Annotated in this window: 29 protein-coding genes; 20 read left to right on the top strand and 9 right to left on the bottom strand. The window is 68.8% G+C overall.

The window, feature by feature from the left end; all coding sequences use genetic code 11:
- The first annotated feature begins 252 nt into the window (after positions 1–252).
- The 10 genes from MKK84_RS32290 to dprA all read left to right on the top strand — a co-directional run bounded on the left by MKK84_RS32290 (position 253) and on the right by dprA (position 8,300).
- Positions 253–1,128, top strand: coding sequence for an S-methyl-5'-thioadenosine phosphorylase (locus tag MKK84_RS32290; protein ID WP_243926634.1), 876 nt, complete (start codon positions 253–255; stop codon positions 1,126–1,128).
- Positions 1,129–1,212: 84 nt separating this feature from the next.
- Positions 1,213–1,800 carry an imidazoleglycerol-phosphate dehydratase HisB gene (gene hisB, locus MKK84_RS32285; RefSeq protein WP_091713594.1) on the top strand — a complete coding sequence of 196 codons (588 nt, stop codon included), beginning with the start codon at positions 1,213–1,215 and terminating at the stop codon, positions 1,798–1,800.
- Positions 1,801–1,869: 69 nt separating this feature from the next.
- Entirely contained in the window at positions 1,870–2,355 is a 486-nt protein-coding gene (locus MKK84_RS32280) for a DUF2628 domain-containing protein (protein WP_243926632.1), read from the top strand.
- A gap of 19 nt (positions 2,356–2,374) precedes the next feature.
- Positions 2,375–3,034, top strand: coding sequence for an imidazole glycerol phosphate synthase subunit HisH (gene hisH / locus MKK84_RS32275; RefSeq protein WP_243926630.1), 660 nt, complete (start codon positions 2,375–2,377; stop codon positions 3,032–3,034).
- Between the two features lie 37 nt (positions 3,035–3,071).
- Complete coding sequence (gene hisA, locus MKK84_RS32270) at positions 3,072–3,815, top strand: 1-(5-phosphoribosyl)-5-[(5-phosphoribosylamino)methylideneamino]imidazole-4-carboxamide isomerase (RefSeq protein ID WP_243926628.1); 744 nt, start codon at positions 3,072–3,074, stop codon at positions 3,813–3,815.
- Between the two features lie 40 nt (positions 3,816–3,855).
- Entirely contained in the window at positions 3,856–4,335 is a 480-nt protein-coding gene (locus MKK84_RS32265) for a DUF29 domain-containing protein (RefSeq protein ID WP_243926626.1), read from the top strand.
- A gap of 10 nt (positions 4,336–4,345) precedes the next feature.
- Positions 4,346–5,149, top strand: a complete 804-nt coding sequence (gene hisF, locus MKK84_RS32260) for an imidazole glycerol phosphate synthase subunit HisF (protein ID WP_243926624.1) — start codon at positions 4,346–4,348, stop codon at positions 5,147–5,149.
- Complete coding sequence (locus MKK84_RS32255; RefSeq protein ID WP_243926622.1) at positions 5,146–6,450, top strand: dihydroorotase; 1,305 nt, start codon at positions 5,146–5,148, stop codon at positions 6,448–6,450. The genes hisF and MKK84_RS32255 overlap by 4 nt, the downstream gene beginning before the upstream one ends.
- The gene (gene plsY, locus MKK84_RS32250; protein ID WP_243926620.1) at positions 6,450–7,052 is read left to right on the top strand and encodes a glycerol-3-phosphate 1-O-acyltransferase PlsY; all 603 of its coding nucleotides are present in this window, start codon (positions 6,450–6,452) and stop codon (positions 7,050–7,052) included. The genes MKK84_RS32255 and plsY overlap by 1 nt, the downstream gene beginning before the upstream one ends.
- Before the next feature lie 36 nt (positions 7,053–7,088).
- Positions 7,089–8,300 (top strand): DNA-processing protein DprA, encoded by a 1,212-nt coding sequence (gene dprA, locus MKK84_RS32245; protein WP_243926618.1) that lies wholly within the window; start codon positions 7,089–7,091, stop codon positions 8,298–8,300.
- On the opposite strand, the gene ruvX is transcribed toward dprA, so the two are convergent.
- Complete coding sequence (gene ruvX / locus MKK84_RS32240) at positions 8,290–8,802, bottom strand: Holliday junction resolvase RuvX (protein ID WP_243926616.1); 513 nt, start codon at positions 8,800–8,802, stop codon at positions 8,290–8,292. The two genes, dprA and ruvX, sit on opposite strands and share 11 nt — an antisense overlap.
- Positions 8,799–9,368 (bottom strand): SMI1/KNR4 family protein, encoded by a 570-nt coding sequence (locus tag MKK84_RS32235; protein ID WP_243926614.1) that lies wholly within the window; start codon positions 9,366–9,368, stop codon positions 8,799–8,801. Before MKK84_RS32235 ends, ruvX begins: the two co-directional genes overlap by 4 nt.
- 118 nt (positions 9,369–9,486) lie before the next feature.
- Here MKK84_RS32235 and MKK84_RS32230 point away from each other — a divergent pair, with 118 nt between their 5' ends.
- The 5 genes from MKK84_RS32230 to gatB all read left to right on the top strand — a co-directional run bounded on the left by MKK84_RS32230 (position 9,487) and on the right by gatB (position 13,640).
- Positions 9,487–9,681 (top strand): hypothetical protein, encoded by a 195-nt coding sequence (locus MKK84_RS32230; protein WP_243926612.1) that lies wholly within the window; start codon positions 9,487–9,489, stop codon positions 9,679–9,681.
- A 138-nt stretch (positions 9,682–9,819) separates the two neighbouring features.
- The gene (gatC, locus tag MKK84_RS32225) at positions 9,820–10,107 is read left to right on the top strand and encodes an Asp-tRNA(Asn)/Glu-tRNA(Gln) amidotransferase subunit GatC (protein WP_243926610.1); all 288 of its coding nucleotides are present in this window, start codon (positions 9,820–9,822) and stop codon (positions 10,105–10,107) included.
- 72 nt (positions 10,108–10,179) lie between these two features.
- Positions 10,180–11,658 carry an Asp-tRNA(Asn)/Glu-tRNA(Gln) amidotransferase subunit GatA gene (gene gatA, locus MKK84_RS32220; RefSeq protein WP_243926608.1) on the top strand — a complete coding sequence of 493 codons (1,479 nt, stop codon included), beginning with the start codon at positions 10,180–10,182 and terminating at the stop codon, positions 11,656–11,658.
- Positions 11,655–11,954, top strand: a complete 300-nt coding sequence (locus MKK84_RS32215) for a hypothetical protein (protein WP_243926875.1) — start codon at positions 11,655–11,657, stop codon at positions 11,952–11,954. The genes gatA and MKK84_RS32215 overlap by 4 nt, the downstream gene beginning before the upstream one ends.
- Before the next feature lie 213 nt (positions 11,955–12,167).
- Positions 12,168–13,640 (top strand): Asp-tRNA(Asn)/Glu-tRNA(Gln) amidotransferase subunit GatB, encoded by a 1,473-nt coding sequence (gene gatB, locus MKK84_RS32210; RefSeq protein ID WP_243926606.1) that lies wholly within the window; start codon positions 12,168–12,170, stop codon positions 13,638–13,640.
- A gap of 1,056 nt (positions 13,641–14,696) precedes the next feature.
- On the opposite strand, the gene MKK84_RS32205 is transcribed toward gatB, so the two are convergent.
- From MKK84_RS32205 to MKK84_RS32190, 4 genes are all read right to left on the bottom strand, one after another.
- A complete protein-coding gene (locus MKK84_RS32205; RefSeq protein WP_243926604.1) occupies positions 14,697–15,743 on the bottom strand; it encodes an HlyD family secretion protein in 1,047 nt (348 codons plus the stop codon).
- On the bottom strand, positions 15,743–15,937 hold the full coding sequence (locus MKK84_RS32200; protein ID WP_243926602.1) for a DUF1656 domain-containing protein: 195 nt from the start codon (positions 15,935–15,937) through the stop codon (positions 15,743–15,745). Before MKK84_RS32200 ends, MKK84_RS32205 begins: the two co-directional genes overlap by 1 nt.
- A 12-nt stretch (positions 15,938–15,949) precedes the next feature.
- Complete coding sequence (locus tag MKK84_RS32195) at positions 15,950–18,001, bottom strand: FUSC family protein (protein ID WP_243926600.1); 2,052 nt, start codon at positions 17,999–18,001, stop codon at positions 15,950–15,952.
- Between the two features lie 189 nt (positions 18,002–18,190).
- Positions 18,191–18,490: a hypothetical protein gene (locus tag MKK84_RS32190; protein ID WP_243926598.1), complete on the bottom strand. Its 300-nt coding sequence runs from the start codon at positions 18,488–18,490 to the stop codon at positions 18,191–18,193.
- A 247-nt stretch (positions 18,491–18,737) separates the two neighbouring features.
- On the opposite strand from MKK84_RS32190, the gene MKK84_RS32185 reads away from it, so the two are divergent.
- Positions 18,738–19,373: a glutathione S-transferase N-terminal domain-containing protein gene (locus MKK84_RS32185; protein WP_243926596.1), complete on the top strand. Its 636-nt coding sequence runs from the start codon at positions 18,738–18,740 to the stop codon at positions 19,371–19,373.
- Between the two features lie 16 nt (positions 19,374–19,389).
- Here MKK84_RS32185 and MKK84_RS32180 read toward each other — a convergent pair whose 3' ends face one another.
- The gene (locus tag MKK84_RS32180; RefSeq protein WP_243926594.1) at positions 19,390–19,854 is read right to left on the bottom strand and encodes a DUF2147 domain-containing protein; all 465 of its coding nucleotides are present in this window, start codon (positions 19,852–19,854) and stop codon (positions 19,390–19,392) included.
- A 267-nt stretch (positions 19,855–20,121) separates the two neighbouring features.
- On the opposite strand from MKK84_RS32180, the gene ndk reads away from it, so the two are divergent.
- Both ndk and MKK84_RS32170 read left to right on the top strand, forming a co-directional pair.
- Entirely contained in the window at positions 20,122–20,544 is a 423-nt protein-coding gene (gene ndk, locus MKK84_RS32175) for a nucleoside-diphosphate kinase (protein WP_243926592.1), read from the top strand.
- Between the two features lie 167 nt (positions 20,545–20,711).
- Positions 20,712–21,077 (top strand): hypothetical protein, encoded by a 366-nt coding sequence (locus MKK84_RS32170; RefSeq protein WP_243926590.1) that lies wholly within the window; start codon positions 20,712–20,714, stop codon positions 21,075–21,077.
- Positions 21,078–21,137: 60 nt separating this feature from the next.
- Here MKK84_RS32170 and purN read toward each other — a convergent pair whose 3' ends face one another.
- Both purN and purM read right to left on the bottom strand, forming a co-directional pair.
- Positions 21,138–21,788 (bottom strand): phosphoribosylglycinamide formyltransferase, encoded by a 651-nt coding sequence (gene purN, locus MKK84_RS32165; RefSeq protein WP_243926588.1) that lies wholly within the window; start codon positions 21,786–21,788, stop codon positions 21,138–21,140.
- Entirely contained in the window at positions 21,788–22,867 is a 1,080-nt protein-coding gene (gene purM, locus MKK84_RS32160; RefSeq protein ID WP_243926586.1) for a phosphoribosylformylglycinamidine cyclo-ligase, read from the bottom strand. Before purM ends, purN begins: the two co-directional genes overlap by 1 nt.
- A 142-nt stretch (positions 22,868–23,009) precedes the next feature.
- On the opposite strand from purM, the gene MKK84_RS32155 reads away from it, so the two are divergent.
- Entirely contained in the window at positions 23,010–23,720 is a 711-nt protein-coding gene (locus MKK84_RS32155) for a hypothetical protein (RefSeq protein ID WP_243926584.1), read from the top strand.
- Between the two features lie 104 nt (positions 23,721–23,824).
- Positions 23,825–26,401 carry an RNA degradosome polyphosphate kinase gene (locus MKK84_RS32150; RefSeq protein ID WP_243926582.1) on the top strand — a complete coding sequence of 859 codons (2,577 nt, stop codon included), beginning with the start codon at positions 23,825–23,827 and terminating at the stop codon, positions 26,399–26,401.
- Positions 26,402–26,528: the final 127 nt, after the last annotated feature.

The raw sequence follows: 26,528 nt of genomic DNA, 5'->3' as shown, positions 1-26,528 counted from the left end.
CATCTTTTTTTTGGCTGGCTGTCCATGCTACCGCTCGGCTGTCGCGGCGTACGCCAGCTTTCGAGACCGCCTGTCTTGTCCGTTACCTCATCCTGAGGTGACCGCGTCAGCGGGCCTTGAAGGCGGGCTGCAGGGATCGCTGCGGCTTTCGGAGATCTCCTTCGAGGCCTCCGCTTCGCTCCGGCACCTCAGGATGAGGTGTTGGATGGGACAGGGGGGCCATCTGCGCCGCCCGATGACAGGATTCCCGGCATGACGGCAGCGGTACTCGGGGTTATGGGCGGCTCCGGCGTCTACGACCTGCCTGGGCTCGAAGATGTCCGCGAGGAACGTGTAGCCTCCCCCTGGGGCGAGCCTTCGGATGCGCTGCGCATCGGGCGGATCGGCGACACCAAGATCGTGTTCCTGGCCCGGCACGGCCGCGGCCATCGCTTCTCGCCCGCCGGCATCAACTACCGCGCCAACATCGACGCGATGAAGCGCGCCGGGGTCACCGATCTCGTGTCGCTCTCCGCCTGCGGCTCGTTCCGCGAGGAGCTGCCGCCGGGCCTGTTCGTGCTGGTCGATCAATTCGTCGATCGCACTCATGGCCGGGCCAACTCGTTCTTCGGCGACGGCTGCGTCGCCCACGTCTCGCTGGCCCATCCGGTGGGGCCCGGCCTCCAGGGACGCATCGCGAATGCCGCCAAGGCCGAAGAGATCGCGGTCCATCGCGGCGGGACCTACGTCTGCATGGACGGGCCGCAATTCTCCTCGCTCGCCGAATCCCGGGCCTACAAGGCGCAGGGCTTCGACGTGATCGGCATGACCAACATGCCCGAGGCCAAGCTCGCCCGCGAGGCCGAGATCACCTACGCGACCATCGCCATGGTGACCGATTTCGATTGCTGGCACCCCGGCCACGACGCGGTGGACGTGGCCGCCGTGGTGGCGGTGGCGCGCGCCAACGCCGACAAGGCAGCGCGGCTCGTCGCGCGGCTGGCGCGCGATTTCCCGACCGAACGCGAGCCCTGTCCGGCAGGTTCGCACCGGGCGCTCGACGGGGCGATCATGACGGCGCCGGCCGTCCGCGACCCCGCGCTGCTCGCCAAACTCGACGCCGTCGCGGGGCGGGTGCTGAACGGATAGGCAGCGGCCCTTTCCCTTTCGGCGGGACTCCCTCTAGAAGGCGCGGGCGGCAACGGCCGCCCTCGACGCGAAATCCGAAGACAAATGCGTAGCGCCACCATCACCCGTAAGACCGCGGAGACCGACATCGCGGTCACCGTCGCCCTCGACGGGACCGGCCGATCGACGATCGCCACCGGGATCGGCTTCCTCGACCACATGCTCGATCTGCTGGCGCGGCACGCCCTGTTCGACCTCGACGTGAAGGTGGACGGCGACCTGCACATCGACCAGCACCATTCCGCCGAGGATTGCGGCATCGCGCTCGGTCAGGCCTTTGCGAAGGCGCTCGGGGACAAGCGTGGGGTGACGCGCTATGCCGACATCCACCTGCCCATGGACGAGGCGCTGACCCGCGTCTGCGTCGATATTTCCGGGCGCCCGTTCCTGGTGTTCCGCACGACATTCCGCGTCGAGAAAATCGGGCAGTTCGACACCGAGCTGGTGCGCGAGTGGTTCCAGGCCTTCGCGATGAATGCCGGCCTGACCCTTCACGTCGAGACGCTGTACGGCGACAACGCCCACCACATCGCGGAGAGCTGCTTCAAGGGGCTGGCTCGAGCCTTGCGGAAGGCCGTGGCGATCGATCCGCGGGAGGAGGGGCGCGTTCCCTCCACGAAGGGCTCCCTGTAGAGCATCTTGTCGTCGCGCTCCTCGACCGCCTCGATGGCGGTTTGAGAGCGCCGTTGTCGGAGTCCCGCGATGCGGATGCGCAGCTACACGCTCCACCTGCCCCCCGATGCGCGCCCTGGCGAGGCGATCGGCCTCGATCGGGCCGTGCTGGTGCCGGACGGCTTTTCGTGGTCGGCCTTTGCGTTCACGGTGCTGTGGTTCCTCTACCACCGGCTGTGGATCGTGGCGCTGATCGTGCTGATCGGCCTGATCGCGCTCGCCGGCGGGGGGATCCTGCTCGGGCTGCCGTCCGGCGCCGGCCTGATCGTCACGCTGCTTTTCGGATGGCTGGTCGGGCTGGAAGCGTCGAGCCTGCGTCGCTGGACCCTCACCCGTCGGGGTTGGCCGGCGCGCGATGCCGTGATCGCCGGTACGTCCGAAGAGGCCGAAGCGCGCGCGCTCAATCGCTGGCTGGGCGCGAACCCGGCGGCGGCACGCGCCCCCTTCCCGAGCGGGCCGAGCCGCCGGGGCGAACCGGTGATCGGCCTGTTCCCTGCTCAGGAGGGCGCCCGGTGATGGGGCGGACGACACGCGCATGAGTACCGAGACGGTCGCGATCATCGATTACGGATCGGGCAACCTCCACTCCGCCGCCAAGGCCTTCGAGCGTGCCGCCCGCGAGTCCGGGCACGCTGCGCGGATCTGCCTGACGGCGGACCCGGAGGTTGTGGCCGCCGCCGATCGCATCGTCCTGCCCGGCGTGGGCGCCTACGCGGATTGCCGCCGCGGGCTCGACGCCGTGCCCGGCATGGTCGAGGCGATGACCCAGGTGGCTCACCGGGACGCGCGGCCGTTCCTCGGCATCTGCGTCGGGATGCAGCTCCTGGCGACCCGCGGGCTGGAATATACCACGACGCCGGGTCTCGGCTGGATCCCCGGCGATGTCGGCCCGATCAAGCCGTCGGATCCGACATTGAAAGTCCCCCACATGGGCTGGAACACCCTGCGGCCGGCCCGCGATCACGCGCTGCTTGCCGGCATTCCCATCGGCGAGGACGGCCTGCACGCCTATTTCGTGCACAGCTACGCGCTGTCACCCGAAAGTCCCGACGACGTGGTCGCCCGCGCTGATTACGGCGGACCCATCACCGCCCTGGTCGCCCGGGGCAACGTCGCCGGCACGCAATTCCACCCGGAGAAGAGCCAGCGGCTGGGCCTCGCGCTCATCGCGAATTTCTTGAACTGGCGGCCCTGACGGCGGCTCCGCCCCGGCAACAAGGACAGATATTCCCGTGATCCTCTACCCAGCGATCGACCTCAAGGAGGGACGCTGCGTCCGCCTCATCCAGGGCGACATGGCCCAGGCCAAGGTGTTCGGCGACGATCCGGCCGCGCAGGCCGCAATCTTCGAGGGGCAGGGCTTTCCCTGGCTGCACGTGGTCGATCTCGACGGGGCCTTCGCGGGCGCCCCTCGCAACGCCGCGGCGGTCGACGCGATCCTGCAGCGCGTGACGATCCCGGTACAGCTCGGCGGCGGCATCCGCGAGATGAAGACCCTGGAAGGCTGGCTCGCCAAGGGCGTGTCGCGGGTGATCATCGGCACTGCGGCGGTGCGCGATCCCGAATTCGTCCGCGAGGCTGCCCGCCAGCACCCGGGGAAAATCGCGGTCGGTATCGATGCCAAGGACGGGCGCGTCGCCGTCGAGGGCTGGGCGCAGACCTCCAGCATGACCGCCGAAGACCTCGGCCGACGCTTCGAGGACGCGGGCGTCGCGGCACTCATCTATACCGACATCGCCCGGGACGGGATCCTGAAGGGCCTCAACGTCGAGATGACCCTGGCGCTGGCGCAGGCCGTGCGCATCCCGGTGATCGCCTCGGGCGGCCTTGCGTCGATCGACGACGTGCATCGCCTGCTCCAGCCGGATTGCGCGCTGATCGCCGGTGCCATCACGGGGCGGGCGCTCTACGACGGGCGGATCGATCCGCAGGCGGCTCTGGCGGCGATCGCTGGAGCGCGCGGCCCGGCTTCGTGATAGAGGAAGCGCAGCGAGGGCGCCGAGACCGGAGGCTTCGATGACTGCATTGAAGACTCGGCCCGCGCCGGCCGGAACGGCCTACGCGGACGATTTCTACACCTGGACCCAGGAGCAGGGTGCGCGTTTGCGGGCCGGAGACGTCTCAGGGCTCGACCGCGAAAATCTTGCCGAGGAGATCGAGAGCTTGGGCAGGAGCCAGTATGACAGTCTGGTCAGCCTCTGGCGCGTCGTCTTGCTGCACATGCTCAAGTTCGATTACCAGCCGGAACGCCGAAGCCGCAGCTGGACGGTCTCGATTCGGATGCATCGAAACAGAGCGGCCGATGTGCTTGAGGACAATCCCGGGCTCAAGAGCCGTCTGGTCCAGGCCTTCGAGCGCGCTTACCGAGATGCGCGGGAAGAGGCGGCCGCCGAGACGGGCTTGCCTTTGAGGCTGTTCCCAAAAGAATGTCCTTACTCGCGAGAAGAGTTGCTGACGCGACCCTTCTCAGCCGATCCAGAAGACACTTCGGACTGAAGAGCCGCCCTTGCTCAAGACTCGCATCATCCCCTGCCTCGACGTGAAGGACGGGCGCGTCGTGAAGGGCGTGCGCTTCGAGGGCCTGCGCGATGCCGGCGACCCCGTCGAGGCCGCCAAGGTCTACGACGCGGCCGGCGCCGACGAGCTGTGCTTCCTCGACATCACCGCGAGCCGCGAAGCCCGCGGCACGCTGCTCGACATCGTCAGCCGGACCGCCGAGGCTTGCTTCATGCCGCTCACCGTCGGCGGCGGCGTCCGCACGGTCGAGGATGTCCGGGCCCTGCTGCTCGCCGGGGCCGACAAGGTCGCGATCAACACCGCGGCCGTGAAGGATCCGGACCTCGTCGCCCGAGCGGCGGAAAAATTCGGCGCCCAGTGCATCGTGGTGGCGATCGACGCCAAGCGCGTCTCGCCGCCCGGGGCGCCCGCTTCCTGGGACATCTTCACCCATGGCGGCCGCGACCCGACGGGGATCGATGCCGTCGCCTTCGCCCGATTGGTCGCCGGCAAGGGCGCGGGTGAATTGCTGGTCACCTCCATGGACAAGGACGGGACACGCTCCGGCTACGATCTCGCCCTCACGCGGGCGATCAGCGACTCGGTCTCTGTGCCGGTCATCGCCTCCGGTGGCGTCGGCGGCCTCGACGATCTCGTGGCCGGCGTGGCCGAGGGCGGGGCGAGCGCAGTGCTGGCGGCCTCCATCTTCCATTTCGGACAGGCGAGCGTCGCCGAGGCCAAGGCCCATATGGCGGCGGCCGGCCTTGCCATGCGCCTCGATGGTCCGGCCTCATCCGCGAGGACGCCCCTGTGAGCAGCTACCTTCTGGCGAACGCCAAACTCCTCGACCCGGCGACGGGACGGGAGACCCCGGGTGCGGTCTTGGTGCGGGACGGCCGGATCGCCGACATCGTCAGCGGCGCAGCCCCGGGCACGCCGGAGGGTACGAGAAGAATCGATTGCGTCGGCCGGGTCCTGACCCCCGGCCTGATCGACATGCGCGCCTTCGTGGGCGAACCCGGGGCTGAGCATCGTGAGACCCTGGCCTCGGCGAGCGCCGCCGCCGCCGCGGGGGGCGTGACCACCCTGGTCTGCATGCCGGACACCAACCCGGTGATCGACGGGCCGGCCATCGTCGATTTCGTGCTGCGGCGGGCCCGCGACACGGCGAGCGTCAACGTCCTGCCGGCCGCCGCGATCACCAAGGGGCTCGCCGGCCGGGAGATGACCGAGTTCGGCCTGCTCAAGGAGGCCGGCGCGGTGGCGTTCACGGACGGGCTGCGCGCTGTCGCCAACGCCCAGGTGATGCGGCGCGCCCTGACCTACGCCCGGGACTTCGACGCTCTGGTGATGCAGCATGTCGAGGATGCGGATCTCGTCGCCGAAGGCGTGATGAACGAGGGCGAACTCGCCTCCCGCCTCGGCCTGATGGGCATCCCCCGCGAGGCCGAGACCGTGATGCTGGAGCGCGACATCCGCCTCGTGCGGCTGACCGGCGCCCGCTACCACGCCGCCATGATCTCATGTGCAGATTCGGTGGAGATCGTCCGTCGGGCCAAGCAGGACGGTCTGCCGGTGACCTGCGGAGTGTCGGTCAACAACCTCGTGCTGAACGAGAACGACATCGGCCATTACCGAACCTTCTGCCGGCTCTCGCCGCCGCTGCGCGACGAGGCCGACCGGCACGCGATCGTCCAGGCTTTGGGTGAGGGCGTGATCGACGTGGTCGTGTCCGATCACAACCCGCAGGATGTGGAGACCAAGCGCCTGCCTTTCGCGGAGGCAGCGGACGGCGCCCTCGGGATCGAAACCCTGCTGGGTGCGGCCCTAAGGCTCGTCCACACCGGTGACCTCGATCTGGCCAAGCTCGTCGCCGCGCTGACGGTGAATCCGGCCCGGATCCTCGGGCGCGAAGCCGGCCGCCTCGCGATCGGTGCGCCGGCCGATCTCGTGCTGATCGACCCCGATCTGCCCTATGTTCTCGACAAACGGCGGTTGAAGTCACGTTCGAAGAACTCGCCGTTCGACGAAGCGCGCCTCCAGGGCGCTGCGGTGCTGACGCTGGTTGGCGGCGCGATCGTCCACGCAGCCGATGACCTGGCAGCAGCGGCCTGATGTTTCCCGACCCGACAGACCCCCTCGTCCTCTTCGGTCTCATCCTGGGATACGCCCTGGGCTCGATTCCGTTCGGCCTCATCTTCACGCGGCTGGCCGGGCTCGGCGACGTGCGGGCGATCGGCTCCGGCAATATCGGCGCCACCAACGTGCTGAGGACGGGCCGCAAAGGCCTCGCCGCCGCGACCCTGCTGGGCGACGCCCTCAAGGGGACGGTATCGGTCCTAGTCGCCCTGCATTTCGGCTTGGGACCGGCCCTGGCGGCTGGTCTCGGGGCGTTCCTGGGACATCTCTTTCCCGTCTGGCTCGGCTTCAAGGGCGGCAAGGGCGTCGCCGTCTTCATCGGCGTGCTCCTCGCCTTCTCCCCGCCAGCCCTCGGAATCTTCGCGTTGATCTGGCTCGGTCTCGCCTTCGCGCTGAAGTATTCGTCGCTTGCGGCGCTCGTCGCCTCGGCCGCGACGCCCCTGGCATTGTGGGCGCTCGGCGCGCCGGCGCAAGCTGTGCTGTTCCTGCTGCTGGGCGTGCTGCTATGGTGGAAGCACGCGCCCAACATCCGCCGGCTGGCCTCCGGCACCGAGGGGCGCATCGGCCAGAAGGGCTGAGCGCACGCACGGGATGCGCGGTCCTTGGGGGATCGCATGCAGCTCACCGATGCCCAGCGTCTCGATTGGCTGCGCCTGATCCGCACCGAGGGCGTCGGGCCGCGCACCTTCCGCACCCTGATCAACCGCTTCGGCGGAGCGGCCGCCGCCCTCGAGGCGATGCCCGATCTCGGCCGGCGGCAGGGCAAGCGGCTGGAGCCGCCGACCCGGGCGCAGGCCGAGGATGAGATCGCGGCTTTGGCGCGCCTCGGCGGCAGGCTGATCGCCACCGGCGAGGCGGATTTTCCGCGCCTTCTTCAGCAGGCCGATGCGGCGCCGCCACTCCTCGCGCTCCGCGGCGCCGCGATCCTGAACCGTCCGGCGGTGGCCCTGGTCGGCTCGCGCAATGCCTCGACGGCCGGGCTCGCCTTCACGGAGCGGCTGGCCCGGGGCCTCGGCGAGGCCGGCCTGACGGTGGTCTCGGGCCTCGCCCGGGGTATCGACGCGCGGGCCCACAAGGCGAGCCTCTCGACCGGCACCGTCGCGGTGATGGCCGGCGGGCAGGACAAGATCTACCCGGCCAACCACGCCGCCCTGGTCGACGCGATCCTGGAGGAGGGTGGGGCGGTGCTCGCCGAGATGCCGATGGGCTGGGTGCCGCGCGGGCGCGACTTCCCGCGGCGCAACCGCATCATCTCGGGCCTGTCGTACGGCACCGTGGTGGTCGAGGCGGCCCGCCGCTCCGGCTCGCTGATCACCGCGCGCTACGCGCTGGAGCAGAACCGCGAGGTCTTCGCGGTTCCCGGCTCGCCGCTGGATCCGCGGGCAGAGGGCACCAACGATCTGATCCGCCAGGGAGCAGCGCTCGTCTCCGAGGTGTCGCATGTCCTCGACGTGCTCGGCCCGATCATCGAGCACGGCCCGGATGCGGACGCCGCCCCAGCGCGCGACCGGCCGGATCTCCGTGAGCAGCCGGACTTCTGGGACGAAATCGACCTCGACGGGTCGATCCCGCAGGATTTTTTCGCTGCGGACCTAGGCAAACCGCCGGAGAGAGCCGAGTCGGACGACATGGACGAGGAGCCCGGGCCGGCCGACGAGCGCGCCCGCATCGTCGCGTTGCTCGGACCGAGCCCCGTCGGCACCGACGAGTTGGCGCGCAGCGCCGGCATCGAGATTCGGGTGGTGCAGACCGTCCTGCTGGAGCTGGAACTCGACGGGCGGATCGAGCGCCACGGCAGCGGCGCGGTCTCGCTGCTCAGCCGCTGAACGGGTCCGCGTCGGCCGCCGCATCGGCGTCGACGTCGGCGAGATGGCGCATCACGTCGAGGCAGCCCTGGAGGATGTAGGCGGCGGCGAGCTTATCCACGAGTTCGCCGCGCCGGGCCCGGGACGCGTCCGCCTCGATCAGCGCCCGGGTCACAACCGCGGTCGAGAGGCGCTCGTCGAAGAACACGTGGGGCAGGGGCAGGATCGGCGCGAGGTTGCGCACGAACGCCCGGGTCGATTGCACCCGCGGGCCTTCGCTGCCGTCCATGTTGAGCGGCAGGCCGACCACGAGACCGCCGACCGCGTGCTGGCGGCACAGGGCCGCGAGGCGCTGCGCGTCCGGCGTGAACTTCACCCGGCGGATCGTCTCCAGCGGCGTCGCGATCTGGCGGCCGAGATCGGACAGCGCGAGGCCGATCGTCTTGGTACCGAGATCGATGCCGATCAGCCGCGTCCCGCCGCGTGAGGCCGTTGCGAAAGCGCGGATCGCGTCGTGATTCATGGGTCCGCCTGTGTGCTGCGTGCCAGCGTGGCCTCCGCAAAGCCCTCGAATCGCGCGGGCAACGGCTCGAAGCCTGGCCCGAGCACCAGGGCGGCGGCGGGCGCGGTGACCCGCGTGAAGAAGTCGTCCAGGCTCTCGCCGCCGAACCGGATCGTCTCGAGATCGGGGGCGAGCAGCCAGATATCGTATTCCGGGCCGCTTCCGGACACGTCCCAGAACAGAAGCCCGCCATCCTCGCCGCGGCCGAAGAAGCAGGCCCGTTCGACGATGGCCGGATCGCCGCCCTCGACATCGAACCGGTGCGTTTCGGCCCCGTCCTCCAGCATCCCGATCGTGGTTCCGACGCTGTGGGCGATGATGCCGGCCTGCGTGATCAGATCGCTGGCCTCGTAGGGGCCCGGAACCGCGATCCTGAACTGGTCCCCCGCGAGGCCGACGCCGCATGTCCGGCAGAAGCTGCGGTAGGAGGCCGGCAGGGCGAAGCCGAGTTCCGCCGCTGCACGGTCGAGCTCCGTCTCACCCGGCGTGAAGCCCGGGGACAGGCTGGTGAAGATCCGCTCCCACATCGATCCCGGTCTCTCATCCACAGGCTTGCCGCTCTCCGTAGATCGCCCCGGATGCACGCGAGGCGGTTCACGGTTAGGTAGGTAAACACATCGTTAAACCATCATGCGGGTTCCTGCCGTGTCGACACTTGGCCAGCCCACCCGTTTTGCGCCTCTCCGCTCGCCGCTGGCGATGCCGCGTCGGCATCGCCTGATGCTGCTGCTGGCTTTCGAGATCCTGGTCTTGGGCTTTGCCCAGGCCATGGTCCAGCCGGTTCGGCAGACCGGAATCACCATCGAGATGTCGGTTACGCCGCATCACGTGGTGACCTGACCCGGGGCATGCCCACCCGATCTCGAAGGCGGTCGGACGCCTAGCTTTCCACACCGCGCGTTGCGGCGCGTCGAACGCCGATGCTATAGCCCGGCCGATCGCGGGAGGCTGCTCCCGGACTGGGACGAACGGGACGGCATGTCGGTCGACGAGAAGACGGTTCGGCGGATCGCGCATCTGGCGCGCATCGCGGTCACCGACGACGAGGTCGGGCCGCTGCAGGGTGAGCTGAACGCGATCCTGGCCTTCGTGGAGCAACTCGGAACCGTCGACGTGTCCGGCGTCGAGCCCATGACCTCCGTGACGCCGATGGCGATGAAGAAGCGCGCGGACGTGGTCACCGAGGGTGGCCGCGCCGCCGACGTGGTCGCCAACGCGCCCGAGACCGAGGACAATTACTTCCTGGTCCCGAAGGTGGTCGAGTAGGCTGATCTCGGCGCGAACCGAGCGGACCGGATTTCTGAGGGGCGTGCCGCGGCGCGCGGGGACGGGAACAGCGTGAATCCGAACGAACTCACCCTGGCCGAGGCGCGCGACGCCCTCAAGGCGAAGCGGCTCTCGGCCCGCGAGCTGACGCAGGCGCATCTCGACGCCATGGGCAAGGCCCGCGCGCTGAACGCCTATCTCCTGGAGACGCCGGACCGCGCCCTGGCGATGGCCGATGCGTCGGACCAGAAGCTCGCCACCGGCGAGGCCCGGCCGCTGGAGGGCATCCCGCTCGGCATCAAGGACCTGTTCTGCACCGACGGCGTGACCACGACGGCGGGCTCCAAGATCCTGCAGACCTTCGAGCCGCATTACGAATCGGCGGTCTCGGCCAATCTCTGGCGCGACGGCGCCGTGATGCTCGGCAAGCTGAACCTCGACGAATTCGCCATGGGCTCGTCCAACGAGACCAGCGCCTACGGCAACGTCGTCTCGCCCTGGCGGCGCACGGGCTCGGACGCGCAGATCGTGCCCGGCGGCTCCTCGGGCGGCTCGGCCGCCGCGGTCGCGGCGCGGCTCTGCCTCGGCGCCACCGCCACCGACACCGGCGGTTCGATCCGCCAGCCCGCGGCCTTCACCGGCACGGTCGGGATCAAGCCGACCTATGGGCGATGCTCGCGCTGGGGCACGGTGGCGTTCGCCTCCTCGCTGGATCAGGCCGGCCCGATCGCCCGGACGGTGCGCGACTGCGCGATCCTGCTCGGCTCGATGGCCGGCGCGGATGCCCGGGACACGACCTGTGCAGACCTCGCGGTGCCCGACTTCGAGGCGGCGGTCACCCGCGGCGTGAAGGGCCTGACCATCGGCATCCCCAAGGAGTACCGGGTCGACGGCATGCCGGCCGAGATCCAGAAGCTCTGGGACGAGGGCGCGGCGTGGCTGAAGGCCGCCGGCGCGACCATCAAGGAAATCTCGCTGCCGCACACGTCCTATGCGCTGCCGGCCTACTACATCGTGGCGCCGGCCGAGGCCTCCTCGAACCTCGCCCGCTACGACGGTGTCCGCTACGGCCTGCGGATCCCCGGCAAGGACATCGCCGGGATGTACGAGAACACCCGCGCCGCCGGCTTCGGCCGCGAGGTGAAGCGCCGGATCATGATCGGCACCTACGTGCTCTCGGCCGGCTACTACGACGCCTATTACGTCCGCGCCCAGAAGATCCGCACGCTGATCAAGCGGGACTTCGAGCAGGCTTACGCCTACGGCGTCGATGCCATCCTCACGCCGGCGACGCCATCGGCCGCTTTCGGTATCGGCGAAAAGGCCTCGGCGGACCCTGTGGAGATGTACCTCAACGACGTGTTCACCGTGACGGTGAACATGGCCGGGCTCCCGGGCATCGCGGTGCCGGCGGGTCTCGACGGGCAGGGGCTGCCGCTGGGTCTCCAGTTGATTGGGCGGCCCTTCGATGAGGAGACGCTATTCGCCGTCGCCCAGGTGATCGAGGATTCCGCCGGCCGCACCGCTCTGCCGGAGCCCTGGTGGGCATGACCGTCCCGTATTACCCCTGGACGGTCTGGATCTGGGCCGGCTTCGATCCGGCGCTGATCGTGGTCGCGGTCTATCTCGGATGGACCGCCAGCCAGTTCGGCAAGGTGTTCATCGCGGCGATCGCGGCGCTCGGATTCTCGGTCCTGTTCTCCTACGCGGTGAGCGCGGCCGGGATCCCATGGCCAGCGCCGGTGACCCATGACGGGCCGACCTTCTTCCCGGTCCGGGCAGGGGCGGCTTTGCTCTGGGCGATCCTCGGCTACGGGGCTCGCCGGGCTGTCGGACGGCGCGCTTGATCTTTTCGCGCCGCGGCCCGTAAGTGACCGCACGACATCGGACCCCCTTCGCGACCTCATCCTGAGGTGCCGGAGCGCAGCGGAGGCCTCGAAGGAGCCCTTCAGCCAGCCGCGCGATCCCTGGAGCCCTCCTTCGAGGCTGCTGTGCAGCACCTCAGGATGAGGTCGCAGGTGGGAGGAACCCGCCACGCACCTCTCTCGGCCCGGACGACCATGAACGCATCCGTCGACCCCAAGAAGCTGATCAAGGGCGGCCTCCACGATTGGGAGGTGATCGTCGGCATGGAGGTCCATGCCCAGGTCTCCAGCCGGGCGAAGCTGTTCTCCGGCGCCTCAACCGAGTTCGGGGCCGAGCCGAATGACCACGTCTCGCTGGTCGATGCCGCGATGCCCGGCATGCTGCCGGTGATCAATGCCGAATGCATCGCCCAGGCGGTGCGCACCGGCCTCGGCCTCAAGGCCCAGATCAACCTGCGCTCGGTGTTCGACAGGAAGAACTACTTCTACCCGGATCTGCCGCAGGGCTACCAGATCTCGCAGTACAAGGACCCGATTGTCGGCGAGGGCGAGGTGCTGGTCGACATGGCCGACGGTTCGTCGATCACGGTCGGCATCGAGCGCCTGCACCTGGAGCAGGACGCCGGCAAGTCGCTGCACGATCAGGACCCGACCCGCAGCTTCGTCGATCTCAACCGCTCGGGCGTGGCGCTGATGGAGATCGTCTCCCGGCCGGACCTGCGCTCGTCCGAGGAGGCGAAGGCCTACGTCACCAAGCTACGCACGATCTTGCGCTATCTCGGCACCTGCGACGGCGACATGGAAAAGGGCTCGCTCCGCGCCGACGTGAACGTCTCGGTGCGCCTTCCCGGCGAGCCTTTGGGCACCCGCTGCGAGATCAAGAACGTCAACTCGATCCGCTTCATCGGGCAGGCGATCGAGACCGAGGCGCGCCGCCAGATCGCGATCCTGGAAGATGGCGGCAAGATCGATCAGGAAACCCGCCTGTTCGATCCCGGCAAGGGCGAGACGCGCTCGATGCGCTCCAAGGAGGAGGCGCACGATTACCGCTACTTCCCCGATCCGGACCTGCTGCCGCTCGAGTTCGATCAGGCCTTCGTCGACGGCCTGGCGGAAGGATTGCCCGAGCTGCCGGACGCCAAGAAGGCGCGGTTCGTCGCGGATTACGGCCTCTCGCCCTACGATGCCGGCGTGCTGGTCGCCGAGCGGGCGTCGGCCGACTACTACGAGGCGGTCGCCAAGGGCCGAGACGGCAAGGCCGCAGCCAATTGGGTCATCAACGAGCTGTTCGGCCGCCTCAACAAGGAGGGCCTGTCGATCGAGGCGAGCCCGGTCTCGGCCGCGCAGCTCGGGGCGATCGTCGACCTGATCGGCGAGGACGTGATCTCGGGCAAGATCGCCAAGGATCTGTTCGAGATCGTCTGGACCGAGGGCGGCGATCCGCGCGCTTTGGTCGAGAGCCGCGGCATGAAGCAGGTGACCGATACCGGCGCCATCGAGGCGGCGATCGACCAGATCATCGCGGCCAATCCCGACAAGGTCGCCCAGGCCAAGGAAAAACCGACGCTGCTCGGCTGGTTCGTCGGACAAACCATGAAGGCCACCGGCGGCAAGGCGAACCCGGCCGCGGTGAACGCGCTGCTGAAGGCCAAGCTCGGGATCGCGTGAGCGGGTCGCAGCGAGCGACCATCTCATCCATAACCTCATCCCGGGCCAGGTGCACGCGCGGCTCAGGAGAAGGGGGCGGGTGGGCTTGTGGAGCACGTGGATTGGCCAGCGTATCCGCCGGCAACGCTGCACGCGCGTAAGACCGCCTTCGATGAACGAAGCGCGGGTCCCCTCTCCCGAGCGGGAGAGGGACAGGGTGAGGGATGAGAACTGCCCGAAAGAGGCACATCCCGTCGGCGCATTAATGACGCGCCCTATCCTGAAAATTCTCGACCCTCACCCCAGCCCTCTCCCTCACGGGAGAGGGAGCGGGTCGCACCTGTGGAGCGCGTCGGCCTCCGTAAATTGAGCGGCCGGCAATGGTCCGGGCGGGAGCCCTTCTCGTCCTCCGCCACGACAAATTCCCGCCGCGGCGCTGCCGGGCAGGTAAGGGTATTCCGATTTTCTGGAGAAACCACGGCGGTGCGGCTCAAGTTGGGGCTTTTCGCGCATTCGAAGGCGTGCCGTATCGGCCGCTTCTGCGCCCCTGGAGCCGCTTCCGTCCGGTTGTTCGTCTGGTGCCGCTGGGCCCGGGCCGAACCTGTCCCGAAACCGTCTATGCGGCGTTCCGCTGCGGTGGAGTCATCCCTGTCTCCTCCAGTTTCAGCCAATCGCAACCGTTGCGAAACCTGATCTCCTCAAGGTTTCCGGCCGATCCGTGCCTGCATTCGCGAAGCACACAGGGAGACTGCGCCCGTCACAGCGGTCGGTCAACTGCAAATTTGCCGCTTGAAAGCTTTTTCCCGACAGCCGACACCATGCGGCGATGCATCATGAGGCCGCGCAACCACTTAGATCGATCCTACGGCAGCGCAGAAACTTCAATGGCGCCCCAACCAATCGGCGGCTTCTGAGTTGGACTCAGCAAGCAAGGCGGCGCCCCGGTCGCTCGACGCTATAGGCCTTCCGGCGGCTTGCCGGTCAGCGACGCCACTCAGACGGTCAGGTCGACGCCCCGCATTCTTGCTTCTGCGGGGACGCGCAGCGAACGGAAATCAAGTCACATCCAACGTGTCGTCAGCGCCGGTCGGCCTCGACGGTGGGCGTCTGCGTCAGGGCAGAGACGCGCTCCCGCAGATCCATGAACCACGTTGGCGCCGGTGCGCGGCCGCCATTGACCACGACGGTCGCGGTCATGCCGGCGATCAGCGGGATCTCCGATGGAACGTGATCGATGCGGATGCGGACGGGGACGCGCTGCGCCAGACGCACCCAGGTGTAGACCGGGTTCACGTCCGGCAGGCCCTGCGTGCTGGAAGCGGCATTCGCCGTCGAGATGCCGAGGGTGATGCTGGCCACCGTGCCGCTGAGGCGCGGGTCGAAGCCCATCAGCTTGACGTCGGCCCGGTCGCCGACATGGATGTTGGGCATCTTCGTTTCTTCAAAGTAGCCGTCGATCCAGTACGAATCGGTATCGACCACGTTGATGTTCGACGTTCCGGTCCGGGCGTAGTCGCCGACACGCATCAGCAGGTTGGTGACGCGACCGTTGACGGTGGATTTCACCTGCGTGCGTTCGAGGTTGATCTTGGCCTGACGCAGCTGCGCCTGCGCGCTCTCCAGGGCGGCCTCAGCGATCTTGGCCTGACCGGCAAATTGCTGCTTCTCCTCGACCGAGGTCGAGACCGTGGTGAGCGCCTGCCGCCGGGCCGACTGGGCGTTCTTGACCTGAAGATCGGCCTCGCGGTTCTTCACCTCGGCATCGGCCGAGGTCACGTTGACCTCGAAATCGACCGGATCGATCACGTAGAGCACGTCGCCCTTGTGTACGTTCTGGTTGTCATGGACGCGCACATCCACGATCTGCCCGGCGACCTGCGGGGCGATGTTGGCGACCTGCACCCGCACCGTCCCGTCGCGCGTCCAGGGTGCCGCGACGTAGAATTCCCAGACATAGGCGGCCGCCACGAAGGCGACGAGCAGGATCACGCCGGTGGCGGCCAAGCGGAACACCTTGGCAGCCCGGCCCCGGCGCGGGACAATCGGCAAAAGATCGTTGTGATCCGTCGCACCCGCGCGGGCTGCGGGCTTGGGATCGTCCTCGTCGGCGGTCGTTTCAGGCATCAGATCAACGCGATGAGCAGGGCGAGGACACAGACGTAGATGCCGGCCTCGGCGAGCGGGGCGTTGGCAACATAGCGACTGAAGCGAATGCGGGCGAAAACCCAGCGCAGCAGCAGGAGAATGACGAAGGCCGCCAGGGCGTAGGCGACGAACGAGGAGATCAGCACCCCACCGATGTGAATGTCTTCATACATGTGCGAGCGCGATCAATCTGGCCGCTTGAGGAGCGACACGGCTCCGACGCCGAGGCGCCGAAGGAACTTGCGGTGTCGGGCGATGGTTCGCGCGGCGGTGAGAAGATCGCTGGCGGCCCGCGCCGTCGTGAGACGCACGCGCCGATCCTGCCGCGAGGCCGCGCGGATCAGATCGCCAGCGGAGGCTTCCAACGCGCGGTCGTCCGCGGTGGCCAGCCCGTCCCGGGCGCGCAGGATCGCGTCGCGCATAGGCGTTGTCGGCCAGAGCCGGCGCAGCTCGGCATGGCCACGGGCGGCCGCCGCCTCCAGCCGGGCCAGGGCGAAGGCGTGTGAAAGGCTCGCCTGCCGCACGGCGCCGCTCCCCGAGCTGTAGCCGGCGAACTGGAACAGGCGGTCGGCGTTCAGGCTGGTCCGCGTCGTGGCATCGCCGCCCTCACCGAGGAGGGCGTTCGCCAGCGCGCGGTGGGCGGAGTCGAGCGCGAAGACGCGCTTCTGCGCCGGCGTCACCGGAATGAGGAGGCGAACGACGATCGACAGGATGGTTGCGGCGACCACGACCAGGAACGCGTTCAACAGGAAGGTCTCCGCGTCATAGGTCTGCGGGTTTGCGGGTCCGAGCAGGACCGGGAAGAACACGATCACGATAAAGCCGATGCCGAAGGTCTTCGGGTTCAGCGACAGGAAGCAGCCGAGGAAGATCACCGGCGCCATCACCATGGCGAGCATCGGGAAACCCTGGACGCCGTTGAGGAAGACGAAGCGCGCGATGCCCGCGAAGGTCGCCGCGAGAACCATCCCGATCACGACGCCGGTGGCGAACTTTTTCGGGTCCGGCGTCACAGAGGACAGGGACGCGGTCGCCGCCACTTGCACGAGCGCGAAAGAGGCCTGCGGCAGGCCGAGCGCCACGAAGGTTGCGGCGGTGGCCGCGAAGCCCAAGGCGACCCGGAAGGCGCCGCGCAGGGCGACGGGAAAATCCCGGTGCGTCGGCAGGCTGGCATCGCGCAGAGGCTCATGGCCATCCGCCACGGCCCCTAGGCCGTCCTGCGCGAAGGTCGCCGCGCAGACGAAATCCAGGGCGCGCTGAAGCACCACCACCTCGTCGAGGGGTCTTTGACCGTCCCGGACGGCCTCATCCACGAGGTCGCGCAGGCGCTCGTCATCCCGGTCGAGGCTGGCGGGATCGGGCGCATCGGCGACCCGGCGGCAGATATCCAGCGCCTCGGCCACCGCCGGGCTCGGGTTCCGCAGATTCGCGGCGGCCGCCGCCACGGTTCGAATCGAGGCCGCCATCACGTACAGCGCGGCGATGCAGCTGCGCGCGCCGGCGGCGCGGAAGGGGCCGTCGTCGAGTTCCCCCGCGATGGCGCTGGCATCGGCGCGCATCGGCGCGATCGTACGGATCAGCGCGGCGGTGCGCGCGGCACCGAGATCGCCATCGGCCAGGGATTCCCGGGCGTAGGCGCGCGTCCCGTCCCAGGCCTTGCGGAGCTGCGGCAGCAGGGCCCGCCATGTGCTCGGGGAGGCGAGGGCGTCGTTGATGAAGGTGATCGCAACGATACCGAGGACGATCACGGCGACGCGCGAGACTGCGGCATCGAAAGTCCCCTGAGGATCGTCGATCTGTCCCAGCGCAATGATCGCGACCGTGTAGCCCGACAGCATCGCCCCATAGGCGCGGGTGTCCTGGAGGTACTGCGCCACGAACACGCACAGGCCGAGCCAGACCGTGACGCTGGTAAACAGCAGGACCCGGTCCTGCCCGAACAGCGCGACGACGACGATCGACACCACGGCACCGATCAGCGTGCCTAGAAGGCGGTAAACGGCCTTGGAGATGGCCTGCCCGCGCTTCGGCTGGGCGAGGATCGCCACGCAGGTGGCGGCCGAGGAGGCGCTGTCGAGCTGGAGCCAGAAGGCCGCCGCCAGCGCCAGCATCATGGCGATCCAGATGCGCAACGCGAAGGCCCAGGCCGCGGGCTTGGGCACCCAGGCGTCGAGAAACGCGATCACCCGATCACTCAGCGAGGCCGGACCCGCACCGGTGGCCGACGATTCAGCCATGCCGGGCGCAGCCCGGCACAGCCCCACGGTTTCGATTCGACAGAGCCGCGCGCACCGATCCGGCCTCCGCTTCGCCGGAAACAGTGCGTGGCATCCGCCGGGGCAGGCCTTCGTGCGTCACGATTGGTACCCCGGTGGTCCGCAGCTCCGGCGTTAGGAACGAATGAGACGCGTCGCGGTTCGCGCGCCTCAGGCCTTGTCGCCGCCCTTCAGGCGCTTGTTGCACTTGCTCCAGTACTGCGGCCACTTCGGACCCTGCGCGGCCTTCTGCGCGTCGGTGAGCGCGCGCCACTCTGAGCCACAGGTCTTCTGGCGGGTGCGCGCGGCGGTCTGGCCGGGCGTCAGCTCCTTTGCGGCCGGGGCGCCCGGCGCGGTGGCCGGCGCCTCGGCGGCGGCCGGAGGTTTTGCGGATGAATCCTTCGCCAGCACCGGCTGCCCGGCGAGCAGCGGCACGGCGAGCCCCACGATCGTTACGAATCGCCTGATCATCGACTGGTCCCCCACGGCGCCATCGCGACGCCCCGGTTGCCTATCTCGCTGCGCCCACGCTGGGTCGGCAAGGGTCAACCGGACGCTGCCAACAGGCAGTGCATCACAGCGCGCGATCTTGAACCGCCAGCGGCTCCTGCCGTTGAGACCTTGAGCGCGGCGGGGAAATCGTCTTCATTGCCGGGATTGTCCGAACCCGGCAGGGGGGCGCCGCGCCGCGGCGATACGGTCGAGGAGCAGGCAGAGCATGGCAGCGGTTTCCGGGCGGCCGATCGACGTCCATACCTGGAGCACGCCGAACGGTTGGAAGATTCCGATCATGCTGGAGGAGTGCGGGCTCCCCTACAGGATCGTCCCGGTCGACATCGCCAAGAACGAACAGTTCGCCCCGGACTTCCTGGCGCTCTCGCCCAACAACAAGATCCCGGCGATCGTCGATCCTGACGGACCGGGCGGCACACCGATCTCGGTGTTCGAATCGGGCGCCATTCTGCAGTATCTCGGGCGCAAGACCGGTCAGCTCTATCCCACGGACGAGCGCGCCCGCGTGCTCGTGGACGAATGGCTGTTCTGGCAGGTCGCAGGCTTCGGGCCGATGCTCGGCCAGACCCATCACTTCAAGATCTACGCGCCCGAGAAGGTGCCATACGCGATCGAACGCTTCACCGCCGAGGCGAAGCGCCTGTACGGCGTGCTGGAGCGCCGCCTCGAGGGTCGGGCCTATCTGGCCGACGATTACTCGATCGCCGACATCGCGACGTTCACCTGGGCCAAGCTCAATTTCAAGCAGGGTGTCGCGATCGAAACCCTGCCGAACGTAGCGCGCTGGCTGGAGAGCGTGCTGGCGAGGCCGGCGGTCCAGCGCGGCCTCGCGGCAATTTGACGAACCGGTCGAGCCGTCAGTTCTTGTTGGCGGCCTGCTGGTTGACGTCCGGCACCCGCGTCCAGGTCTGGGAGCCGCACAGGATCTTGAGCATGCAGCCCGAGACGCTGAGCTCGGCCTCGCTCTCCCGCTCGAGGCTGACCGTGTAGATCTTGCCCTCCTCGATATTGTAGATCTCGCCGGAGAATTTCTCCTCGTCTGGCTTCAACCCGTCGATCAGTTGCAGGCCCATGACCGGGCGGCTGCGCTTCTTCGGATCGGGGTTCTTGAGGTCGGTGCGCGGCGTACCGGACTCGGTGGTCGGCAGCTTGAGCCACACGACCTTGCCGCAGACCAGCTTCTGGCCCGGGCCGCACCGGTCGATCCGGATCTTGGCGCGGCCATCGCCGGTCAGCCACGTGCCGGAGGGATCCTTGCCTGTGTCTGCGGTGGCGGCCGAGAGGCCGGTGAGGAGCAGGGCGGCGCTGAGAGGGATGCGCATGGTTCGTCTCCGTGAAGGGGGCGTCGCGGGCGCCCGGGGGAAGGACGAAGTCGATGGAGCGGGAGTGAGCCGTCGCAATCAGGCGAATTTTCGGCGGTGTTGCGGCGGAGCCACGGCCACGCTGGCGTTACCGGATCGCCCGGCGCCGCTTGAGACCCCGTACTGCCACCGCTATAAGCCCGGCGCCGAAGCGAAATTTTCGCTCCCGCGGCGCGGCCGGCATCCCGACGCGCCGTACGCCTTTTCCACAGACGGACCGGACGCATCATGGCCACCGAGCGCACCTTCTCGATCCTCAAGCCCGACGCCACGCGGCGGAACCTCACGGGCGCCGTCAACGCGGTGATCGAGGAGTCCGGCCTGCGCATCGTCGGCCAGCGCCGCATCCGCATGACCCAGGCCCAGGCCGAGAAGTTCTACGAGGTGCACAAGGAGCGCCCGTTCTTCGGGGAGCTCGTCAGCTTCATGACCTCCGGCCCGGTGGTGGTCCAGGTTCTGGAAGGCGAGAACGCCGTGGCGAAGTACCGTGAGGTCATGGGCGCGACGAACCCGGCCCAGGCCGCCGATGGCACGATCCGCAAGAAGTTCGCGGAGTCGGTCGGCGAGAACACCGTCCACGGTTCGGACAGCGCCGAGAACGCCAAGCTCGAGATCGCGCAGTTCTTCCAGGATTCCGACATCGTCGGCTGACCCTCAAGGCGGTGGCGGGCCGGGCACACCGGGCCGCCATCGTTCCCCCGCGCGCTTCGGGGTGTGGTGAATGCCGCCCTGTGTGTCCGGCCCGCCATTGACGGACGGGAGCGTGGAGGCGTCCAACGGCCGAGCTTCATCACCCTCAGCCCTGGACTTTGACCACCATGACGATGCGCCGCCTGCCCCTGCTGATCGCGACCGGTCTCATCGCCCTCGGCGCGACCGCCGCCCTCGCGGGCGGATCCTCGGCCCCGTTCCAGCAATACGAGCCGGATCCCGCGCTCAAGACCGCCACCAAGGCGAACCTCGAAGGGCGCGTGCGCCACGCCTGCACGATCGTCCAGGCTCGCCTGACCAGTGCTCCCGAGGCATCGTTGGAGCGTCCCTGCGGCTGCTACGCCCGGCAGACCCTGCGCAGCCTCGACGCGTCCGAGATCGAAGCCTACCGGGCGACCGGCTATTTCAACGACACTGCGCGCGCCAAGGCGCTCTCGGCGCTGGACAGCTGCAAGCTGCAGCGCCCGGTCTGACGATCACCGGGGCGCTGCCCCGGACTTCGCCGAAGGGACTTGTCCCTTCGGGATCCCCCGTTAGACGCTGAACAGGACGCCCTCCGGGGCCTCCTCGGCGATGATCACGCGATCCTCCTCCAAGTGGGCCCGCCCGCCCGCCACCAGGGCGAGCACCGCCGGATAAAGCCGCCGCTCCTGCACGATCACGCGGCCGGCGAGGCTGTCGGGATCGTCGTCCTGTCGGACCGGGATCGCGGCCTGGGCCAGGATCGGACCGGCATCGAGTTCCGGCACCACGAAATGGACGGTGCAGCCGTGCAGGCGCACGCCCGCATCGAGCGCCTGACGGTGTGTGTGCGTGCCCTTGAACAGGGGCAGCAGCGACGGATGGATGTTGATCATCCGCCCCGCCCAGCTGGCCACGAAGCCCGGCGTCAGGATCCGCATGAAGCCCGCGAGGCAGACCAGCTCGACGGACGCGGCCCGGAGTTCGGCGTCGAGCACGGCATCGAAGCTGGCGCGATCCGGAAAGGCCGTGTGGTCGATGATCCGCGTCGGGATGCCGGCCTCGGCGGCCCGGGCGAGGCCCGCCGCATCGGGCCGGTTCGACAGGACCAGGACGATCTCGGCCGGATAGGCCGGGTCCCGCGCCGCTTCGAGCAGCGCCACCATGTTCGAGCCGCGCCCCGAGATCAGGACCGCGACCCGCATCTTCCCCGTGGCCGCCATCAGAGGGCGAGGCGCCCGCTGAAGGTCACGGCCTCGGGTCCCCGCGGCGTGATGCGGCCGAGGCGCACCGGAGTCTCGCCGGCCCGGGTCAGGGCCTCGTCGACATCATCCACTGCGTCGGCAGCGGCGATCACCACCATGCCGATCCCGCAATTGAACGTGCGCAGCATCTCGGCTTCGGCGACGCCGCCCTCCCGGGCGAGCCAGCCGAACACCGGCGGCGGGGTCACGGCGTCGAGGTCGACGCTGATGCCGACATCGTCCGGCAGGACCCGGGGCAGGTTGTCGGGGAAGCCGCCGCCGGTGATGTGCGCGAGCGCCCGGATGCCGTCGGTGGCGCCGAGCGCCGCCAGCAGGGGCTTCACGTAGATCCGGGTCGGCGTCAGCAGCGCCTCCCCGAGGCTCTGGTCCGGCGCGAAGGGCGCCGGCGCGTCCCAGCGGAGACCGGTCTTGGCGACGATCCGGCGGACCAGCGAGAAGCCATTGGAATGCACCCCGGAGGAGGGCAGGCCGAGCACCACGTCGCCGGGGCGGATGCCCGGACGCGGAAGCAGGCTGCCCCGCTCGGCGGCGCCGACCGAGAACCCCGCGAGGTCGTAATCCGAACCGTCATAGAGGCCCGGCATCTCCGCGGTCTCGCCGCCGATCAACGCGCACCCGGCCTGACGGCACCCCTCGGCGATACCGCGCACGATGTCGGCGCCGACGCCCGGCACCAGTTTACCGGTGGCGTAATAGTCGAGGAAGAACAGCGGCTCCGCGCCCTGGACGATGATGTCGTTGACACACATCGCCACGAGGTCGATGCCGATCGTGGCGTGCCGCCCGGTCTCGATCGCGATCTTGACCTTGGTGCCGACGCCATCGTTGGCCGCCACCAGGATCGGATCGCGGAAACCCGCGGCCTTCAGATCGAACAGGCCGCCGAAGCCGCCGATCTCGGCATCGGCCCCTGGGCGCCGGGTCGAGCGCACCATCGGCTTGATCGTCTCGACCATGGCGTTGCCGGCGTCGATATCGACGCCCGCCGCCGCATAGGTCAGCCCCGTCGTCGGCTCTTTGCCGTCCCTGGCCGTCATGCCCGCGCCACCTCGGTGATTGATCGGCCCGCTCTAGCGGCTAACCGCGCGTTGCGCGAGTCGGCGCCTGGCCGCCCGACCATCGCTCCGCTTGGACGAACGGCCCTTGACCTGCGCGGGTGCGGGGTGATCCTGAGTGGGCATGCCTGAGAACGTACCACCGCGGCAGCTCGCCTTCGACCTGCCGCTCGATCCGCGCTACGGCCGCGAGGATTTCCTCGTGGGTCCGGCCAACGAGGCCGCCTACGCACTGATCGAGGCCTGGCCCGACTGGCCCGACAGCGTGCTGGTGCTGACCGGCCCATCCGGCAGCGGTAAGAGCCACCTGGCGGCAATCTGGGCCGAGCGCGCCCACGCCTGGACCGTTCAGGCCGCCGACATCAATGCGGATGCGGTCCAGCACCTCGTGTCCAACGGGGCGCTCGTGATCGAGGATGTCGACCGGGCGCCGGACCGGGACGAGGCGGCGCTGTTCCACCTCCTGAACCGCGCCCGTGAACGCGGATGCCCGCTGCTGCTGACCAGCGGCACCGGGATCGATGCGCTCAATCTCGCTACGCCCGACCTGCGCTCGCGCCTGCGCCTCGCGCCGGGGATCGCGATTCGGGAGCCGGACGACGCCCTGCTGCGGGCCGTGCTGGTGAAACTGTTCGTCGATCGCCAACTCGTGGTCGATCTGAGCGTTATCGATTCGCTGGCCCTGAGGATCGACCGGTCCCTCGGGCGTGCCCGTGATGTCGTCGCCGAACTCGACCGGGATGCCTTGGGCCGCCAGCGGCGGATCAGCCGCCCGCTCGCCCTCGCCGTTCTGCGGCGGATGGGCTTCGACGATGAGTCCGATCCGGACGGCTGATCTTGGAATCCCGGGTTCGTCACGAAACTGTCGTGAAGGCTCGGGGTGGACGTTGTAGAACGCGCGCCGCCGCGCAAAGCCGTGATGAGGGACAGGGAACAGGAATGGATTCGACGCAGAAGCCCACGGAACGCGAAGCCGCCGACGAGGCCGCGGAACCCCGTCGGCATTCCGCGTCCCATCCGACCACCCGTCGCGCCCCGGCCGTCCGGCGAACGCCGGCAGGCGCCACCGCCGCGCCGGCTGTCGCCTCTGCACCGGCCGCGCAGCCCGAACCGACCGCGCAAGCCAAGCCCGTCGCGCAGCCTAAAACCGCCGCGCAACCGAAGCCGGCCACGACACGGCCCCGGACAACGACTGCAACCCAAGCCGCAACCGCCGCGCCGCGGCCGGCAGCCGGGCCGCAGAACACTTCGCCGGCGGTCAATGCTCCGACGGCCTCGGCCGCCGCGATCGCGGATACGACCGACGAATGGCCGGCCGTCGTCGCTCAGCCCGAGGAGCCCCAGGCGGACGCGGCGCGCGAGTCGGTGCTCGAAGCCGGGCGCGGGCTGCGGCATTCGCCGGAGCGGTTCGTGAACCGTGAATTGTCCTGGCTGCAATTCAATCGTCGCGTGCTGGAAGAGGCCTCGAACCCCAATCATCCGTTGCTGGAGCGCCTGCGCTTCCTGTCGATCTCGGCGAACAACCTCGACGAGTTCTTCATGGTCCGCGTGGCGGGCCTGATCGATCAGGTACGCGCCGGCCTCACGGTCCCGTCCCAGGACGGCCTGTCGCCCTCCGAGCAGCTGGTGCGGATCGGCACGGAAACCGCGCGGCTGGGCGCGGACCAGCAGGCGCGCTGGCGCGAGCTGCGCGAAGAGCTCCACGCCTCGGACATCGACATCGTGGAGCCTGCCGCGCTGACCGCCGAGCAGACGAAGTGGCTTGAAGATTATTTCCTGACCCACGTCTTCCCGGTGCTGACGCCGCTGGCGATCGACCCGGCTCACCCGTTCCCGTTCATCCCGAATCTCGGCACCACGATCGCGCTGACGCTGGTGCGGCCGAAGGACGGGCGGACCCTGCGCGCCCTGATCCGCCTGCCGGGCGTCATCGACCGATTCGTGCGTCTGCCGGTGAGCGACAGCGAGACCACGGCACGCCTGATCCCGATCGAGCAGGTGATCGGGATGTTCACCGGCCGCCTGTTCCCCGGCTACCTCGTGAAGAGCTGCGGCGCCTTCCGGGTGGTGCGCGATTCCGATCTCGAGATCGAGGAGGAGGCGGAGGATCTCGTTCTCCACTTCGAGACCGCGTTGAAACAGCGCCGCCGCGGCGTGGTCATCCGCCTCGAAGTCGAGGCCGGGATGGCGGAGGATCTGCGCGGCTTCGTGGTGGACGAACTCGAGATCGCCCCCTATGCGGTGTTCCTCGTCGAGGGCATGCTGGCCCTCAACGAACTCAGCCAAGTAGTCGGGATCGACCGGCCGGACCTGAAGTTCAAGCCCTACAACCCGCGCTTCCCGGAGCGCATCCGCGAGAGCGGCGGCGACGTGTTCGCGGCGATCCGACAGAAGGATTTCATCGTCCACCACCCCTACGAGTCCTTCGATTCGGTGGTGCAGTTCCTGGCCCAGGCGGCCCGCGACCCGAACGTGGTGGCGATCAAGCAGACGCTGTACCGCACCTCGTCGAACTCGCCGATCGTGGCGGCGCTGGCCGAGGCGGCCGAGCTCGGCAAGTCGGTGACCGCGCTGGTCGAGCTGAAGGCCCGCTTCGACGAGGAGGCGAATATCCGCTGGGCGCGCAATCTTGAAAAGGCAGGCGCGCAGGTGGTGTTCGGCTTCGTCGAGCTGAAGACCCACGCCAAGCTGTCGCTGGTGGTCCGGCGCGAGGGCGACAAGCTCGTCACCTACTGCCATGTCGGCACCGGCAACTATCACCCGATCACGGCGCGCATCTACACGGACCTGTCGTTCTTCACGGCGGATCCGGCGATCGCCCGGGACGTGTCGCGGATCTTCAACTTCATCACCGGCTACGCGGAGCCCGCCGAGCTGGAGCGCATGGCGGTCTCGCCGCTAACGGCGAAGAACAAGCTTCTGGAGCACATCGAGGCCGAGGTCGCCCACGCGAAGGCCGGCCGCCCGGCGGCGATCTGGATCAAGTGCAACTCCCTGGTCGATGCCCAGATCATCGACGCGCTCTACGACGCCTCGGAGGCGGGCGTGCAGATCGACTGCGTGGTGCGCGGCATCTGCTGCCTGCGGCCCGGCATCCCGGGCCTGTCGGAGACGATCCGGGTGAAGTCGATCGTCGGGCGCTTCCTGGAGCACGGGCGCATCTACGCCTTCGGCAACGGCGTCGGGCTGCCGCATCCGAAGGCGACGGTCTACATCTCGTCGGCCGACCTGATGAGCCGGAACCTCGACCGGCGCGTCGAGGCGCTGCTGCCGATCATGAATCCGACGGTGCATCAGCAGGTCCTTGACCAGATCATGCTGGCGAACCTCTTGGACAACCGTCAGAGCTGGCGGCTGCTCGCCTCCGGCGGGTGCGAGCGGATCCAGCCGGCGGATGGCGAGGAACCCTTCAACGCCCATAAGTACTTCATGACGAATCCGAGTCTCTCGGGACGCGGCAAGGCGTCGAAGAAGTCGAGCCCCCGTGCGTTGAGCCGGCGGGCGCAGCGCGCCTAGACGTCCGCCGCATGCGCCGGAAGCTCGACAGGTTTCGCACGGACGCCCTGCGCTTCTGCGTGAGGAACTTGCGGACGATCGAAGATTTGCGCAAAGGACGTACCCGCCCGTCGACGCAAGGCCATGT

The sequence above is a fragment of the Methylobacterium sp. E-065 genome (assembly GCF_022829605.1).
GTDB lineage: Bacteria > Pseudomonadota > Alphaproteobacteria > Rhizobiales > Beijerinckiaceae > Methylobacterium.
Note: the sequence above shows the minus strand (reverse complement) of the source record. Positions and strands in the feature narration are given on the sequence as shown.